This is a genomic window from Hymenobacter jeollabukensis (assembly GCF_005771675.1).
In the GTDB taxonomy this organism is placed as follows: Bacteria; Bacteroidota; Bacteroidia; order Cytophagales; family Hymenobacteraceae; genus Solirubrum; species Solirubrum jeollabukense.
Genome location: NZ_VAJM01000014.1, coordinates 164,664 through 180,857 on the forward strand (window position 1 = coordinate 164,664; position 16,194 = coordinate 180,857).

A 16,194-nucleotide genomic window follows, 5' to 3' on the forward strand; every position below is an offset into this window, starting at 1 on the left:
CCTACATGCCTAGCACCTCAACTCCGAATCAACCGCGCCCCGCTGCTCAGCCGGCCGCTCCCGTGGCCACCCTGCCCACTGGCATGGGCGCCATTCTGCACGACAAGGGCGTGGCCTTCCGCGTGTGGGCCCCGCACGCCCAGGCCGTGGCCGTGGTCGGGCCCTTCAACGACTGGAACCCCGAAGCCCACCCGCTGCAGCACGAAGCCGACGGCTACTGGGCCGCTGACGTGCCCGGCCTGCAAGCCGGCACCGAATACAAATTCTGGCTCAAGGGCGAAAACGGCCAGGAGCTGACCCGCCACGACCCCTACGCCCGCGAAGTCACCCACTCGGCCGGCAACTCGGTGGTGCACGACCCCAACTTCGACTGGGGCGACGACCATTTCGAGATGCCCGCCTGGAACGAGCTGGTCGTCTACGAGCTGCACGTGGGCACTTTCTACGCCCCCGACCCCGCCCGCCCCGGCAACTTCCGCGACGCCATCGAGAAGCTGGGCTACCTGAAGAACCTCGGCGTGAATGCCGTGGAAATCATGCCGGCCACGGAGTTTCCGGGCTCGATGTCCTGGGGCTACAACCCGGCCCACCCCTACGCCATCGAAACCGACTACGGCGGACCGCTGGCTTTCAAGGAGTTTATCCGGGCCGCCCACCAGCACGGCATTGCGGTGATTCTGGACGTGGTCTACAACCACTTCGGCCCCGGCGACCTGGACCTCTGGCAGTTCGACGGCTGGAGCGAAAACGACGGCGGCGGCATCTATTTCTACAACGACTGGCGCGCCGAGACGCCCTGGGGCCACAACCGCCCCGACTACGGCCGCCCGGAAGTGCGCCAGTACATCCGCGACAACGCCCTGCTCTGGCTCGAAGAATACCGCGTCGACGGCCTCCGGGCCGACGCCATTGCCCACATCCGCAACGTGGACGGCACCAACGACCCCGCCCGCGACCTGCCCGACGGCTGGAGCCTGATGAAGTGGGTGAACGAGGAAGTGCACGCCCGCATGCCGTGGAAAATCACCATCGCGGAGGATTTGCTCGGCAACGAGTACATCACCAAAACACCCGGCGAAGGCGGCCAGGGCTTCTCCACGCAGTGGGATTCGGCCTTCGTGTACCCGGTGCGCGAGGCGCTGGTGACGCCCAACGACCAGGACCGCAGCATGCCGGCCGTGGCCGCGGCGCTGACGAAAGTGTACAACGGCGACGCGTTTCAGCGCGTCATCTACACCGAGTCGCACGACGAGGTGGCCAACGGCAAGGCCCGCGTGACCGAGGAAATCATGCCCGGCGACGCGGCTTCGTGGTTTCCGAAGAAACGCTCCACCCTGGGCGCGGCGCTGGTTTTCACCGCCCCCGGCATCCCGATGATTTTCCAGGGCCAGCCCATGCTCGCCGACGGCTCGTTTTCGGACGACCAGCCCCTGGACTGGGCCCGCGAAGAGCAGTTCGGCGGCCTAGTGCACCTGTACCGTGACCTGATAGCGCTGCGCCGCAACTACCACGGCACCACCCGCGGCCTGCTGGGCCAGCACATCGAGGTGTTTCACGTGAATGACGACGAGAAGGTGCTGGCCTTCCGCCGCTGGGATGCCGGCGGCCCCGCCGACGACACCATCGTGCTCTGCAACTTCGCCGACCGCGGCCACGACGCCTACACCATCGGCCTGCCGACGGGCGGTCAGTGGCACGTGCGCTTCAACTCCGACTGGGCCGGCTACGACCAGGAATTCGGCAACTTCGAGAGCGTAGGCGCCGGGGCCGAGGCGGGCGAGTACGACGGGCTGCCGTTTGCCGGCACCTTCGGGCTGGCGCCGTACTCGGTGCTGATTATTTCGCAGGACGCGGAGTAGGCCCAACAGCAACTCTGGGCGGCGGGCGGCGGTGGTTTTGAAAAAAACTGCGCCGCCCGCCTTTTTGCTGATGTTTTGCCCGCAAAACCACCGGGCAGCTTCTATCTTGCCGCAAGTCCTCCAACGCGCCCTTACCGAATGCAATTTCCCGCCTCCGCCCCCGAAACCGTTGTGCCCAGTGCCCTGCTCCTGGAAGTCGCCTGGGAAGTCTGCAACCAGGTTGGTGGCATCTACACCGTTATCCGCTCCAAGGTCCCGGCCACCGTCGACGTGTGGAACGACCGGTACTGCCTGCTCGGGCCCTACTTTCCGCAGCAGGCCCAGGCCGAGTTCGAGCCGCTGTCGGACACCCAGCTGGCCGCCGCCTACCACGACCCGGTGGCCCGCGCCGTGCGCCGCCTGCGCCAGCAGGGCCTGGAGGTGCACTACGGCCACTGGCTGGTGACGGGCAAGCCCCGGGTGGTGCTGATTTCGCCGTTTCAGGCCTACAACCAGCTCGGGCAGCTCAAATCCGACCTGTGGCAGCACCACCACATTCCCTCGCAGGAGCACGACGATTTGCTGCACCAGGTCACGGCCTTCGGGCACCTGGCTACGCGCTTCGTGCAGACGCTGGAGGCCGAAGCCGAAGCCGCCGAGTACCGCATCATTGCCCACTTCCACGAGTGGATGACGGGCACCGCCATTCCGGCCCTGCGCCGCGAGCAGACCAAGGCCAAGCTGGTCTTCACCACCCACGCCACCCTGCTCGGCCGCTACCTGGCCATGAACGACCCGAACTTCTACGACCACCTGCTGTACGTGGACTGGGAGCGGGAAGCCAAGCACTTCAACATCGACACGGCCGTGCGCATGGAGCGGGCGGCGGCGCACGGCGCGCACGTGTTCACCACCGTATCGGAGCTAACGGTGCGGGAATGCATCTATTTGCTCGACCGGATTCCGGACGCGGTGCTGCCCAACGGGCTGAACATCGAGCGGTTCGTGGCCCTGCACGAGTTTCAGAACCTGCACCAGCAGTACAAGTCGAAGATTCACGAATTCGTGATGGCGCACTTCTTCCAGTCGTATTCCTTCGACCTGGACAAGACGCTGTACTTCTTCACCTCCGGCCGCTACGAGTACCACAACAAGGGCTTCGACCTCACGCTGGAGGCCTGCGCCCGCCTGAACTACCGCATTCAGCAGAGCGGCCTGGAGGGCCAGGTGGTGTTGTTCATGATTACCAAGCGACCCTACCACAGCATCAACGCAGAGGTGCTGCAGAGCCGGGCCATGCTCGACGAAGTGCAGAGCACCTGCGAGGCCATCGAGCAGCAGGTGGGCGAAAAGCTGTTTTACCAGGCCGCCAGCAGCGCCGATTACCAGCTGCCCAACCTCAACGACCTCGTCGACGACTACTGGAAGCTGCGCTACCGCCGCGCCCTGCAAAGCTGGAAAACCTCCCGCCTGCCCCCGGTCATCACCCACAACCTGGTGGACGACGGCAAGGACGAAATCCTGAACTTCGTGCGCCGCGCTAACCTGGTAAACAACCGCCACGACCGGGTCAAGGTGGTCTACCACCCCGATTTCGTGTCGACGACTTCGCCGCTGTTCGGCATGGACTACGGGCAGTTCGTGCGCGGCTGCCACCTGGGCATTTTCCCCAGCTACTACGAGCCCTGGGGCTACACCCCGCTGGAGTGCATTGCCAGCGGCGTGCCGGCCGTCACCTCCGACCTCTCCGGCTTCGGCGACTACGTGCAGCAGCACGTGCCCGACCACGAGCAGAAGGGCATCTTCGTGGTGCGCCGCAAGGAGCGCAGCTTCGACGAGGCCGCCGAGGAGCTGACCGACATGCTCTGGCGCTTCGTGATGCTCAACCGCCGGGAGCGGATCATGCAGCGCAATCAGGTGGAAAGCTCCTCCGGGCAGTTCGACTGGCACCAGCTGCGCCAGCACTACGACCGCGCCTACGAGCTGGCCCTGGAACGGGAGTAAGCGGCCATGAAACGTCTGCTCCTGCCCGGCCTGCTGCTGGCCGTCACCTCGGCCCTGGCCCACGAGTTCTGGCTGCAGCCCACGCGTTTCGCGGTGGCCGCGGGCAGCCGCGTGCACCTGGGCCGCTGGGTCGGCGCCGACTTCCAAGGCACGCGCTGGACCGGCCGGAGCGCCCGGCTGGAGCAGCTGCTGCACCTGCCGCCCGGCACCGCCGAGCCCACTGACCTGACCACCCCGGCCCGGCAGGCCGACACGCTCAGCACCACCGTGGAATTGCGGCAGCCCGGCGTGCACCTGCTGGCCCTGCGCACCAACGACGCCTTTATCACCCTGCCCGCGGCTGAGTTTGAGGCCTACCTGAAGGAAGAAGGCCTGAGCGACATCAGCTGGCAGCGGCAGCGGCGCAAGCAGCAGGACCAGCCCGGCCGCGAGGCCTACCGCCGCTGCGCCAAAACCCTGGTGCTGGCCGGTTCCGCCGCGGCCGTAGCAGCGGCCGACACCACCTACCGGCGCCGCGTGGGCCATCCGCTCGAAATCATTCCCGAGCAAAACCCCTACACGCTGGCACCGGGCGCCTCGCTCACCGTGCGCGTGCTGGCCGACGGCCGCCCCGCCGTGGCCCAGGCCGTGCAGGTGTGGTTGCGGCCTTTGGGCGGGCAGCCGGCCAAACATTTTACGTTGCACACCAACCAAAACGGCCGGGCGCTGTTTCAGCTGCAGGCCCCGGCCGAGGTGCTGCTGGCCGCCGTGCGCATGGTGCCCCTGGCCAAGCACCCGCAGGCCGATTGGCAAAGCACCTGGGCCTCGCTCACTTTTGGGGCGGCTGCGCGCTGAAATTGGCGGAAAACCTATAACTTCGTAGGGTTCCGCCTCTATCCGACACCCGGCTTTTTTTCTTACCTTCGCAACCTACCCCCTCTTCGCACAACCCTCCTTCCTGGTATGAAGTACTCCATCGATAAAAAAGAGAACTACACGATCATCACGATTGACGAGAAAAAGCTCGACACCACCGTCGCGCCGGATCTGAAGTCGGAGTTCGTGAAGCTCAACGCCGAGGGCATCAACAACCTGATCCTCGACCTGCAGAACGTGAAGTACACTGATTCGTCGGGTCTGAGCTCCATTCTGATTGCCAACCGCCTCTGCAACTCCACCGGCGGCCTGCTCGTGCTGACGGGCCTGCAGGACCACGTGATGAAGCTCATCACCATTTCCAAACTGGAATCGGTGCTGCACATCCTGCCCACGGTGGAAGAAGGCATCGACCGCATTTTCCTGCACGCCATCGAGCGCGACCTGACCAGCAAGGAGTAGTTTTCGCTTAGGTGTCAGTTGCGAGGTTGTCAGTTGTCAGTTCGAGAAGCTGACAACTGACAACCTCGCTCCTTTTGTAGCCGCCCCCGCGGCACCTGGCAACTAACAACTGACCACTGTTTTGGAGTTTGAGCTTACGATACTCGGCAGCGCTTCCGCCACGCCCATGCTCGGGCGCCACCACACGGCGCAGGTGCTCACCGTGGGCCGCGAGCCGTACCTGATTGACTGCGGCGAGGCCACCCAGGAACGCCTGATCGAGCAGCGCATCCGCTTCGGGCGCATCAACTGCGTCTTCATCTCGCACCTGCACGGCGACCATTTTTTCGGCCTGTTCGGCCTGCTGGGCACCCTGCACCTGCAGGGCCGCACCGAGCCGCTGCGCATCTTCGGCCCCGCCGGCCTCGACGAAATCCTGACCACCCAGCTGCGCTGCTCCGGCACCCCGCTAAACTACGACGTGGACTTTGTGGCGGTGGATACCGAGCGGCACCAGCTCATCTACGCCGACCAGCTGGTGCAGGTGTATACCCTGCCCATGCGCCACCGCATTCCGTGCTGCGGCTATTTGTTTCGGGAGCAGCCCCGGCGGCGGCGCCTGCTCAAGGAAGCCCTGCCCGACTCGCTCACGCCCGAGCAATTGCAGGCCCTCACGCGCGGCGAAGACCTCCGCGACGAGGCCGGCCACGTGTGGCTGCGTCACCACGACGTGACCACCGAGCCCCCCGCGCCCCGCAGCTACGCCTACTGCTCCGACACGGTGTACCAGGAAAGCCTGGCGGAGCTGGTGCGCGGCGTCGACCTGCTCTACCACGAGTGCACTTTTCTGCACGAAATGCTCGACCGGGCGCAGCAAACCGGCCACTCCACCGCCCGGCAGGCCGGGCAGCTGGCGCGCCTGGCCGAGGTGAAGCAGCTGCTCATCGGCCACTTCTCCTCCCGCTACCGCGACCTGCAGCCCCTGCTCAGCGAAGCCCGCCGCGAGTTCGAACCGACCCAGCTAGCCGTGGAAGGCCTCACCGTGACGCTGTAGCAGTTGGCAGTTATGAGGGCTAATAGGCCGTCATTCCGAGCGAAGCCGAGGAATCTCGCTGAATAGTAATTCTTTCGTCGAACGATGATTTTACTATCAGGCATCAGCACGCGAGATTCCTCGACTTCACTCGGAATGACGGCCTGATTGCCTTCCTAAACGATTTACTTTGCCTTCATGTCTACCCCGGCCAACTCCCTGTTTGCCCACAAGAAGCAGCAGCTGTACCTGCTGCTCAGCGCCATTTTCATTGTCAACGCCCTGCTGGCCGAAATCATCGGGGTGAAGATTTTCCACGTCAACGGGCTGATCGGGCTGCCCGAAACGGTGCCGGGCGACCTGACGGCGGGCGTGCTGATCTGGCCGGCGGTGTTCGTGACCACGGACATTCTCAACGAGTACTTCGGGCCCAAGGGCGTGCTGCGGGTGAGCCTGCTCACGGCCGGGCTGATCCTGTACGCTTTTGCCGTCATCTACGCCACCACGCGGCTGCAGCCGGCCGCGTTCTGGCTCGACGTCAACAAAACCGACGCCCAGGGCCGGCCCTTCAACATCGACTACGCCTACCAAAGCATTTTCCGGCAGGGCGGCAACATCATCATCGGCTCCATCGCGGCCTTCATCATCGGGCAGCTGCTCGACGCGACGGTGTTCCAGCGCCTGCGCCGCATCACCGGCAGCCGCCTGATCTGGCTGCGGGCCACCGGCTCCACGCTCGTCTCGCAGCTGGTCGACTCGTTCGTGGTCCTGTTCGTGGCCTTCTACGTGTTCGGCAACTGGTCCTTCGAGCAGGTGCTGCAGGTGGCCAACACCAACTACTGGTATAAATTCGCGGCGGCCGTGCTGCTCACGCCCGTGCTCTACCTGGCCCACAACCTCATCGACCGGTACCTGGGCCGGGAGGAAACCGCCGAGCTGCAGCAGGAAGCTGAAGCCAACGTGGGCGTATAGCCGAACCCTGTATCAACCTTAACCCGCTTAGCACATGATCAACCCGTTGCCCTACGCGCTGTTGCTAGCCAGCTTTATTCCAGCCCTGGCCCAGGCCCAGGATACTTACCAGCTTCCGGACGGTAGTACCGGCCAGGGTAAGCTATTCTACATCTTCGGCAGCGGCGAGCTGCAAGTACGCCAGCCCAAGAAAGACAAGCTTTTTCTAAGACCAGCGGCCGTCAAGAGCTTCACCTGGCACGGACAACGCTTCGAGCCAGTATTCAATTTCACCGTTCCACGCAAAGAGGGAGGTACTAAGCAAGTCAGCGCTGACTTTGCCATGGTCGTCGATACCGGCCGCGTCTGCCTGCTGAACTATATCTACTCGTACGACGCACTGGCAATGGCTTCCAACAACGCCATAACCACGCGCCGGGTACACATGCAAACCTACTTGCTGAACCCACGCAACGGCCAGCCAATGCTGGCTGTACGCGACAAGAGTGGCCCCCTCATCGACGAGTCCTTCAACGCCGAGGACTACCAGCTCCTGCTCAAGGTCTTCAACAACGACCCCGAATTGGAGCAGCTGATTGCCCAACACCGCCTCAACGGCAAAACTTTACCCGACTACGTACGCGCCTACAACCAACGGGCCCGTCAGAAGTCCTAACCTTTCCCATGTCCCGCATCCTGACCGGCATTCAGAGCACCGGCCGCCCGCACCTGGGCAACCTGCTCGGCGCCATCCTACCCGCCATTGAGCTGTCCAAGAGCTCGGCCAATACGTCCCTGCTCTTCATTGCCGACCTGCACTCGCTCACTACTGTGCGCGACGCGGAGCTGCTGCGCCACAACACCTACTCAGTAGCCGCCGCCTGGCTGGCCTGCGGGTTCGATACGGAGAAGAACCTGTTCTACCGGCAGTCCGACGTGCCACAGGTGACCGAACTGGCCTGGTACCTTTCCTGCTTCACGCCCTACCCGATGCTGGCTAATGCCGTGTCGTTCAAGGACAAGGCCAGCCGGCTATCGGACGTAAATACGGGCCTGTTTACCTATCCCGTACTCATGGCGGCCGACATTCTGCTCTACGACGCGGACTTTGTGCCGGTGGGCAAGGACCAGGTGCAGCACCTGGAAATCACCCGCGACATTGCCTCGGCCTTCAACAGCCGCTACGGCGAAACCTTCGTGCTGCCCCAGGCTCGCACCGACGAGCAGGTGATGATTGTGCCCGGCCTCGACGGGCAGAAGATGAGCAAGTCCTACGGCAACATCATCGACATCTTCCTCGACGACAAGGCCCTGCTGAAGAACATCAAGCAGATTGTGTCGGACAGCACCCCGCTGGAGGCGCCCAAGAACCCCGATACCGACAACACCTTCAAGCTGTTCGCCCTGCTGGCCTCGCCCGCCGAGGTGGAGGACATGCGCCAGAACTACCTGCGCGGCGGCTACGGCTACGGCCACGCCAAGCAGGCCCTGTTCGAGGTCATCCGCACGCGCTTCGTCCAGGAGCGGGAGCAGTTCAACTACTACATGCAGAACCTGCCCGAAGTCGACAAGAAACTGGCCGAAGGCGCCCGCAAAGCCCAGGATTACGGCGCTACGGTGCTCAACAAAGTGCGCGAGAAAGTGGGCTACCAGCCGCGCTAGCCCACGGCAGCACCGGCCGTCATTGCGAGGAGGAACGACGAAGCAATCTTTCCTCCAGTAGCACCGCCGATACAATTCCTACAGACCGAAAACGGTACCGCCCGAAGACGTTCGAACGACGTTTTCGGGCGGTGCTGTTTTTAGTTGGTACGTATTAGGCCGTCGTGCCGCGAGAGGAAAGATTGCTTCGCTTCGCTCGCAATGACTGCAAGGTGAACCGCCGGCGGGGCAGCGGCTGTCGGCTGCCTAGTACGTGAGCCCGTCGTAGCCCTGGTGGCGGGTCTGCTCGCTGCGGAAGTTGAAGCCGACTTTGCTACCGCGGCTGACCTGCTGGTTTTCCAGCTTCTGCTTGACGCTGATTTTCTGGATATCCTGGATGGGCGGGGCCATCAGGTCGTTGTTGACGGCCGCAATCATGGCGCTTTCCACGTACAGGCGCATGGCGTCCTCGTTCACGACGTTGTGCTCCATGTCGTTGTCGGGCATGTCCAGCTGCTTGGCGCCTTCGATGTAGTAGTGGTTGTCGATGTTGATCAGCAGGCGGCCCACCAGGTAGCCCGGGTCGTTCAGGCGCTGGTACTTGATGCTGTCGGCCATGAAGTTGTAGGCCATGATGTGGCCGAAGAAGCGGCGGCGGAAGTCTTCGCTCACGTAGCGCGAGCCGAACAGCGGGAAGTCGTCGGGGAAGGTGATGATGTTGGAGTGCATCACAAAGACCAGCAGGTCGCCCGAGAAGCGAATGTGAAACTCCAGCTCGTTGACCGGCCGGTACTCGATAATCACGCTGGAATCGACGGAGGTAACGCGGCGCGTGAGGTCGAGCACCAGCTCCTGCGTGACGGTGCGCAGGCACTCGAAAGCCGCCTGCGCGTTGCGGAAAATGGCCTGCTTAGCGGCCGATTTCTGCCGCAGGCCCTCGAAGATGATGTCCAGCTTGTCCTCGACTTCCTCGTGCGGGGTTTCGGCGGCCGGCTCGGCCGCTTTGGCGGCGGTTTTTTTGCGGCCGGCGGGCTTATCGGCTTTGGCCGGTTTATCGGTGCTGGCCGGCTTGTCGGCCTTCGTCGCTTTGGCGGGCTTGGCCGGTTTATCGGCCGGCCGCGGGTCCAGCTCGGCGGGAGCTTCGGTGAACTCAGCGGACGGGGTCGGGCGGTTGTTTTCCTCGGGCATAGGTGAGCAGGCAGAGCCTTTTGGGAGTCAGCGGCAGAAAGGGCGTGGGCCCTTCCCGCTGGAGAAAGGACGCTTAATGCTACGAATCTTTAGCGTGGGGGGATGGAATTTTCGCCCGAAAGCTGGTCGGCCCCGTCCAACGACGCCGAATGCGCCCCCAGCCCGGGTGGCGCGGCCAGTGCTGCCGCTACGGGCCACTGCGGGCTGCGAAACGCCACCGTACGCAGCCCCGGGTGCGGAAATTCGGCCGTGGCCGGCAAGAGCATGGCCGCCGCGCTGGCCTGGCTCAGCGCCTGCCCGACGCTGCGCACGGCCCCGGCGGGTACGGCCGCCGCTGCCAGCCGCGCCAGCAGTTCGGCCCCGCTGATTTCGGCGATGCGCCCGGCCAGCAAGGCCTCCAGCGCGGCGCGGTGCCGCACCCGGGCGCCGTTGGTCCGGAACCGCTCGTCTTCGGCCCACTGCGGGCGCTCCAGCGCGGCGCACAGGTCCAGGAACTGCCGGTCGGAGCCCACGGCCAGGATCAGGCGCACCTCGTCGGCGCCCTGGTACACGGTGCCGTAGGGTACGATGCTGGGGTGGCCCGAGCCCAGGGGCTGCGGGTCGTGGCCGGTGACGAGGTAGGTGCTGGCCTGATTGGCCAATGAGGCCAGCCCGGCTTCCCACAGCGACACCTGCACCAGGGCCCCGCGGCCCGTCCGCTCGCGGCGGTAGAGGGCCGTGAGCAGGCCTTCCTTGAGCTGGTGGGCGGCCAGCAAGTCCATCAGGGCCACCGGCATCTTCAGCGGGGGCTGGCCGGGCTCGCCGTTGAGGTGCATGAAGCCCGCCTCGGCCTGCACCACCGCGTCGTAGCCGGCGCGGGGCACCTCGGGGCCGTAGCCGCTGATCTGCCCGTAGATCAGGCGCGGATTCCACGCGCTCAGGGTGGCGTAGTCGACCTGCAGCTTTTCCGCGTCGCCGGGCTTGTAGCTGGCCAGCACGATGTCGGCGCGGGCGGCCAGCTGGTGCACCCGGTCGCGGCCGGCCGGGCGGCGCAGATCCAGCACCACCGACTGCTTGCCCCAGTTGGCGCAGGCGAAGTAGGCCGACACGTCGGTGTCGGCCGGCTCGGCGGGCGTTTTCCAGGTGCGCGTCACGTCGCCGGCCGGCGGCTCGATTTTGAGCACCTCGGCGCCCAGCTCGGCCAGGAACTGCCCAACCTGCGGGCCGGCCAGCACGGCGGCCAGCTCCAGCACGCGCAGGCCGGCGAGGGGTAATTCAGAGGCGCCGGGGGAATCCATAGGCACTAGATGAGGTGGAAAAACGGCCGCTAAGTAAGCGGCTGGCGCGCGGCCGAGGGCCGGAGCTATTTTTTTGCGCATCCCGAAAAATTATGTCCTACCCAATTGCCGGGAGGCCGGGACATAATTTTTCAAGGGCCTGAAATTTTATGTCCAGGACTCAAAGCGGGCCGGAAATAAAGCGTTTAAGCGGCTTGCTTCAACGTCAGCAGCGGCCTCGCCCGGCTTCTTCGCGTATTTTGCCGCCATGACCAACCGCATCCAAACCGGCCTGCTCGCCTACGGCATGTCGGGCCAGCTCTTTCAGGCGCCCTTCGTGGCCGCGCACCCCGCCTTCGAGTTCCGCGCCGTGGTAGAGCGCAGCCGCAAGCAGGCCCGGCAGCGCTACCCCGACGTCATCAGCTACGACGCGGTGGCCGAGCTGCTGGCCGACGAGGCCATTGAGCTGGTCATCGTCAACACGCCCAACGACTCGCACGTGCCGCTGGCCCGGCAGGCCCTGCAGGCCGGCAAGCACGTGCTGCTGGAAAAGCCCGTGGCTACCTCGGTAGCCGAAGTGCGGGAGCTGTTTCAGCTGGCCCGGCAGGTAAACCGCCAGCTTTTTGCCTATCAGAACCGCCGCTGGGACTCCGATTTCCAGTCGGTGCGGCAGGTGGTGGCCAGTGGGCAACTCGGGCAGCTGGCGGAAGTCACGTTTCGCTTCGACCGCCACAAGCTGGCCCTGCACCACAAGCTGTTCAAGGAGGAGCCCGAAACGCCCGGCAGCGGCCTGCTCTTCGACCTTGGCCCCCACGTGCTCGACCAGGCCCTGAGCCTCTTCGGCCAGCCGGCGCACGTGCGCCGCACCCAGGGCCAGTTCCGCCCCGGCTCCCAGGTCACCGACTACTTCCAGCTGCAGCTGCACTACCCCCAGGGCCCGCTCGTGACGGTGGTCGGCGGCCTGGTGATTCCGCAGCCGCTGCCCAGCTACGTGCTGCACGGCACCCACGGCAGCTACCTCAAGCCCCGCGCCGACGTGCAGGAAGCCCAGCTCAACGAGGCCCTCTCCCCGCTCGATGCGGCCTACGGCCTGGAGCCCGCCGAGCTGGCCGGACAGCTCACGGTGGTTAGTGCCGACGGCCAGCGCCAGACCACCACCGTGCCCGCGCCCAAGGGCGACTACCTGGGCTTGTTCGAAGCCGTGTACCAGAGCCTGCGCCACGCGGCCCCCTACCCCATCACCGAGGAGCAACTGCTGTGGCAGCTGCAGGCCCTCACGGCGCCCGACGACGCCTGGGAGCTGCGCCGGGCGGAGTAGCTGGTTGTACTGATTCGGTTACTTTCAGCTACCTGCCCTATGTCCGCCACGCAGACGTATCCGCTTGACTGCGGCAAGCAGCAGATTCTTTCGCTGGATGCGGATGAGCACGGCCAGTTTGTAGCGCTGCTGGACGGTGGCGAGGTGTGGGCCAACCACTGGCGGTTGCCGCTGAAACGGCCGTTTCAGTTTCCGCTTATTCGCCGAGTCGACGCCGGGCATTTTTTGATTGTGGAAGCACGGCGCAACCAGCAGGACAACGCGTTTCTTTTCTCGGCTGCTGGCGACCTGCTGCTTTCCTTCGACGCCGGTGACGCGGTGGAAGAAGTAGTCGTGCAAGCCAACTACATCGTCATTTCTTATTTCGATGAGGCCGCAGGTGAACCGCCGCCCGCCGGCGACGGGCTGGCAGTATTTGACCTGAATGGCCGGCAGCTCTTCGGATTCAATTCCAGTCAGGCAGAATTCATCTTGGACTGCTACGCCTTATGCCCCGAAGGCGCCGATAGTGTGCTGTTTTATCCCAATCCCGAATTCAATCTGTGCGAGCTACGGCTGACGGATTTTCGCCTGCAACAGTGGCCTACACCCGTTGATTTTCAAGGCTCGATGGCTCTTACTAACAGCCGCGGCAACGTCGTATTCTGGGGCTCATACAAGGACAAAACCAGCTTTTACTGGTGGAACCGCCACGACCGGGTTACGCGCTTCGGCAACGTGCCGGTGGATCGGGCGCGTGGTATCGGCAACGGTAAATTTCTGACGCACGACGCCCGCAGCTTCACCATTATCGACGCAATGGCGCTAATGCGCGCGGAGGCCCAGAAGCGCCGCGCCGGTTGATTCAATACCGCCCGGCCAGCTCCACGATGTCGCGCACTTCCAGCACGCGCTTCTCGTAGCCGTGCCGCGTCACGTTGATCATAGCCCGGCCCACCTCGGCCAATGTCGACACGAAGCCGGGCGTGAAGCGGCGCAGCGCGGGGTACAGCCAGGCAATGTACTTGTACATGGGCAGTACGTTTTGCTGGCCCTCGGTGGCCTTCATGAAGCCGGGCCGGAACATGTAGGCGGCCCGGAACGGCAGGCGTAGCAGCTCGTTTTCGGTGCGGCCCTTCACGCGGGCCCACATCTGCCGGCCTTTTTCGGTGCTGTCGGTGCCCGCGCCCGAGACGTAGCAGAAGGTCATCTGCGGATTCAGCCGGGCCAGCGGGCGGGCAAAGCCCAGCGTGAGGTCGTAGGTCAGGCGGGTGTATTCGGGCTCCTTCAGGCCCACCGACGACACGCCCAGGCAGAAGTAGCAGGCGTCGTAGCCCGTCAGCTCGCTTTCGATGGCTTCGGGGTGCTCGAAATCCGGCAGCAGCACTTCCCGCAGCTTGGGGTGCTGCCGGCCGGTGGGTTTGCGCGTGACGACAAGGACGCGCGTGATGCCGGGGTCCTGCAGGCATTCGAGCAGCACGCCTTCGCCCACCATGCCGGTGGCGCCGGTTACGATTACATTCATGGCAATGGCCGGAAGTTGGTTGTTCTCATACGTCGGGCGGCGGCGCCGAATACTTTATGGCGACCGGCAGAAATATGGTTCGTTGCCAAGACGCCGGGCCGCTGGCGTCAATGTATCAGACTGTTGCCAAACCCGGCGCGAACCATCCCGCCGCCGCTGCGGTTGTTTTCGCGTATCTTTAGCCAGAATACACTGCTACTAGCTGACCAGGAACCCAAGGTCAGCCATCTTTCAACCCATTTTGCTGAACCCTTGACGTTCGACGATTTTCAACTGCACCCCGACGTAGCCGACGGGGTGCACGGCATGGGCTACTCCAAGCCCTCCCCCATTCAGGAACAGGCCATTCCGGCCGTCCTCGCTGGCAAAGACCTCATTGCCTGCGCCCAAACCGGTACTGGTAAAACCGCCGCCTACCTCCTCCCCGTCCTCGACTTTATTGCCTACGAGCGGCCCGCCCACACCACTGCCCTCATCCTCTGCCCCACGCGCGAGCTGGCCAAGCAGATCGACGAGCAGGTGGAAGGCTTCGGCTACCACGTCGGGGCCAGCAGCATTGCCATCTACGGCGGCGGCAAAAGCGAGAACTGGGAGCAGCAGAAACGCGCCCTGACGCAAGGCGCCGATATCATCATCGCCACGCCGGGCCGCCTGATTGCCCACATGCAGCTGGGCTACGTGAAGCTCGACCAGATTGACTTCCTGATCCTGGACGAGGCCGACAAGATGCTCGACATGGGCTTCTCCGACGACATAATCCAGATTGTCGCCCAGCTGCCCGTCAAGCGCCAGACGCTGCTTTTCTCGGCCACCATGCCGAACAAGATCCGCGACTTCTCGAAGAAGATTCTGCACGAGCCGGAGGAAATCCGCCTAGCGGTGTCGAAGCCGGCCGAAAACATCAACCAGCAGCTCTACATGGTGTACGACACCATGAAGCTGGCCTTGCTGGAGCACCTCATCGGCGAGCTGGACGTGCAGAGCATGATCCTGTTTACCTCACGCAAGATGAACGTGGGCCCCATTGAGCGGGCCCTGCGCAAGAAAGGCCTGAACGTGCGCGGCATCACCTCCGACCGCACCCAGGAGGAGCGCGAGCAGGTGCTGCGCGAGTTCAAGAACAAGCAGTTCCAGATCCTGGTCGCCACCGACGTGATGAGCCGGGGCATCGACGTGAGCGAGCTGAGCCACGTGGTGAACTTCGACCTGCCGCGCGACGCGGAGGACTACGTGCACCGCATCGGGCGCACGGCCCGCGCCGGCACCTCGGGCATGGCCATTACGTTCGTCTCCGACCACGACCAGGACGCGGTGGTGAAAATCGAGAAGCTCATCGAGCGGGAGCTGGTGAAAAACCCCACGCCCGAGGAAATCGGCCCCTCGCCCGAGTTCGACCCCAAGAAATACCGCGGCCGCGGTGCTGCCGGTCCCGGCGGCCGCGGCAAGTCGCCCTACGCCAGCAGCGGCTCGGGTGGCCGCAGCGGCGGCAGCCGTTCGGAGCGCCCGGCCCACAGTACGCCTAGACCGGCCGCCCCGGTGGCCGCCGTAGCCGAAGGCGCCGAAGCGCCTGCCATAGCCGGTGAAACCGCCGAGCAGGCCAAGCGCCGTAAGAAGCGCCGCCGTGGTCCCAAGCCCGAAGGTGCCCTGACTGCCTCCGCTGAAGCCACGGGCGCGGCTGAGGCTACCTCGCTGGCCGCCGCCGACGGTGGCGACGCCGGCAACGGCGAAGCCGCCAAGCGCCGCCGCAAGCGCGGCGGGCGCAACCGCAGCGGGCGCGGACCGAAGCCGGAAGGCGTGGTCGAGTCGGCGCCGGTAGCCACGGCCGCTTCTGCCGACTAAGCTGCCAGTTGATTTTCTGAGCATGAGCCCCGCAGTGCAGACTGTGGGGCTCATTGCTTACCCACTAGGCCTGCACCGGTTGGACCGGACTTTTTGTGCGAGGCTTTCGATGCAGGCCGGGTTTGCTTTATTCGTTCAGCAGGCCGCGGGCTGGGCCGTCATACATCCGTATTACATTTTATCTGAAAAACAGAGAAAACAGCGGCTATTACCATTGTAAATCAAGCAGATAACCTTATACAGGTCTTGTACAGACCGATCTAACCAGAGTAGCAGGAAAAGCAACCTTCCGGGAGCTTGTTCTATATTTACCTTGCGCCTACTTT

At 64.3% G+C, this 16,194-nt stretch carries 14 protein-coding genes; 11 read left to right on the plus strand and 3 right to left on the minus strand.

What is annotated here, in order from left to right; all coding sequences use genetic code 11:
• Positions 1–5: 5 nt before the first annotated feature.
• From FDY95_RS21785 to trpS, 8 genes are all read left to right on the plus strand, one after another.
• Positions 6–1,859: an alpha-amylase family glycosyl hydrolase gene (locus FDY95_RS21785; RefSeq protein ID WP_246074099.1), complete on the plus strand. Its 1,854-nt coding sequence runs from the start codon at positions 6–8 to the stop codon at positions 1,857–1,859.
• Between the two features lie 138 nt (positions 1,860–1,997).
• Positions 1,998–3,842, plus strand: coding sequence for a glycosyltransferase (locus FDY95_RS21790; protein ID WP_138080977.1), 1,845 nt, complete (start codon positions 1,998–2,000; stop codon positions 3,840–3,842).
• A gap of 6 nt (positions 3,843–3,848) precedes the next feature.
• Entirely contained in the window at positions 3,849–4,676 is an 828-nt protein-coding gene (locus FDY95_RS21795; protein WP_138080979.1) for a DUF4198 domain-containing protein, read from the plus strand.
• 108 nt (positions 4,677–4,784) lie between these two features.
• Complete coding sequence (locus tag FDY95_RS21800; protein WP_078012567.1) at positions 4,785–5,159, plus strand: STAS domain-containing protein; 375 nt, start codon at positions 4,785–4,787, stop codon at positions 5,157–5,159.
• A 121-nt stretch (positions 5,160–5,280) separates the two neighbouring features.
• On the plus strand, positions 5,281–6,192 hold the full coding sequence (locus FDY95_RS21805; RefSeq protein WP_138080980.1) for a ribonuclease Z: 912 nt from the start codon (positions 5,281–5,283) through the stop codon (positions 6,190–6,192).
• Positions 6,193–6,369: 177 nt separating this feature from the next.
• The gene (locus tag FDY95_RS21810) at positions 6,370–7,143 is read left to right on the plus strand and encodes a queuosine precursor transporter (RefSeq protein ID WP_138080982.1); all 774 of its coding nucleotides are present in this window, start codon (positions 6,370–6,372) and stop codon (positions 7,141–7,143) included.
• Between the two features lie 34 nt (positions 7,144–7,177).
• Entirely contained in the window at positions 7,178–7,798 is a 621-nt protein-coding gene (locus FDY95_RS21815; protein WP_138080984.1) for a hypothetical protein, read from the plus strand.
• A gap of 8 nt (positions 7,799–7,806) precedes the next feature.
• Complete coding sequence (trpS, locus tag FDY95_RS21820; RefSeq protein WP_138080986.1) at positions 7,807–8,784, plus strand: tryptophan--tRNA ligase; 978 nt, start codon at positions 7,807–7,809, stop codon at positions 8,782–8,784.
• 246 nt (positions 8,785–9,030) lie between these two features.
• Here the strand turns inward: trpS and FDY95_RS21825 are convergent, their stop codons facing one another.
• Both FDY95_RS21825 and FDY95_RS21830 read right to left on the minus strand, forming a co-directional pair.
• Positions 9,031–9,951, minus strand: coding sequence for a hypothetical protein (locus FDY95_RS21825; protein WP_246074100.1), 921 nt, complete (start codon positions 9,949–9,951; stop codon positions 9,031–9,033).
• An 89-nt stretch (positions 9,952–10,040) separates the two neighbouring features.
• A complete protein-coding gene (locus FDY95_RS21830; protein ID WP_171025786.1) occupies positions 10,041–11,228 on the minus strand; it encodes a CaiB/BaiF CoA transferase family protein in 1,188 nt (395 codons plus the stop codon).
• 247 nt (positions 11,229–11,475) lie between these two features.
• Between FDY95_RS21830 and FDY95_RS21835 the strand changes: the two genes are divergently transcribed.
• Both FDY95_RS21835 and FDY95_RS21840 read left to right on the plus strand, forming a co-directional pair.
• Entirely contained in the window at positions 11,476–12,525 is a 1,050-nt protein-coding gene (locus tag FDY95_RS21835; protein ID WP_138080988.1) for a Gfo/Idh/MocA family oxidoreductase, read from the plus strand.
• A 39-nt stretch (positions 12,526–12,564) separates the two neighbouring features.
• On the plus strand, positions 12,565–13,368 hold the full coding sequence (locus tag FDY95_RS21840; protein WP_138080990.1) for a hypothetical protein: 804 nt from the start codon (positions 12,565–12,567) through the stop codon (positions 13,366–13,368).
• 1 nt (position 13,369) lies between these two features.
• Here FDY95_RS21840 and FDY95_RS21845 read toward each other — a convergent pair whose 3' ends face one another.
• Positions 13,370–14,035, minus strand: a complete 666-nt coding sequence (locus tag FDY95_RS21845) for an NAD-dependent epimerase/dehydratase family protein (RefSeq protein WP_138080993.1) — start codon at positions 14,033–14,035, stop codon at positions 13,370–13,372.
• 300 nt (positions 14,036–14,335) lie between these two features.
• Here FDY95_RS21845 and FDY95_RS21850 point away from each other — a divergent pair, with 300 nt between their 5' ends.
• Positions 14,336–15,868, plus strand: a complete 1,533-nt coding sequence (locus FDY95_RS21850; RefSeq protein ID WP_138081060.1) for a DEAD/DEAH box helicase — start codon at positions 14,336–14,338, stop codon at positions 15,866–15,868.
• Positions 15,869–16,194: the final 326 nt, after the last annotated feature.

What these genes read in the sequence shown, in the direction of transcription:
- trpS (WP_138080986.1), top strand. Translation starts at nt 7,807, where the DNA reads ATGTCCCGCATCCTGACCGGCATTCAGAGCACCGGCCGCCCGCACCTG.
- FDY95_RS21835 (WP_138080988.1), top strand. Translation starts at nt 11,476, where the DNA reads ATGACCAACCGCATCCAAACCGGCCTGCTCGCCTACGGCATGTCGGGC.
- FDY95_RS21810 (WP_138080982.1), top strand. Translation starts at nt 6,370, where the DNA reads ATGTCTACCCCGGCCAACTCCCTGTTTGCCCACAAGAAGCAGCAGCTG.
- FDY95_RS21795 (WP_138080979.1), top strand. Translation starts at nt 3,849, where the DNA reads ATGAAACGTCTGCTCCTGCCCGGCCTGCTGCTGGCCGTCACCTCGGCC.
- FDY95_RS21790 (WP_138080977.1), top strand. Translation starts at nt 1,998, where the DNA reads ATGCAATTTCCCGCCTCCGCCCCCGAAACCGTTGTGCCCAGTGCCCTG.
- FDY95_RS21800 (WP_078012567.1), top strand. Translation starts at nt 4,785, where the DNA reads ATGAAGTACTCCATCGATAAAAAAGAGAACTACACGATCATCACGATT.
- FDY95_RS21825 (WP_246074100.1), bottom strand. Translation starts at nt 9,951, where the DNA reads ATGCCCGAGGAAAACAACCGCCCGACCCCGTCCGCTGAGTTCACCGAA.
- FDY95_RS21850 (WP_138081060.1), top strand. Translation starts at nt 14,336, where the DNA reads ATGGGCTACTCCAAGCCCTCCCCCATTCAGGAACAGGCCATTCCGGCC.
- FDY95_RS21830 (WP_171025786.1), bottom strand. Translation starts at nt 11,228, where the DNA reads ATGGATTCCCCCGGCGCCTCTGAATTACCCCTCGCCGGCCTGCGCGTG.
- FDY95_RS21785 (WP_246074099.1), top strand. Translation starts at nt 6, where the DNA reads ATGCCTAGCACCTCAACTCCGAATCAACCGCGCCCCGCTGCTCAGCCG.
- FDY95_RS21815 (WP_138080984.1), top strand. Translation starts at nt 7,178, where the DNA reads ATGATCAACCCGTTGCCCTACGCGCTGTTGCTAGCCAGCTTTATTCCA.
- FDY95_RS21840 (WP_138080990.1), top strand. Translation starts at nt 12,565, where the DNA reads ATGTCCGCCACGCAGACGTATCCGCTTGACTGCGGCAAGCAGCAGATT.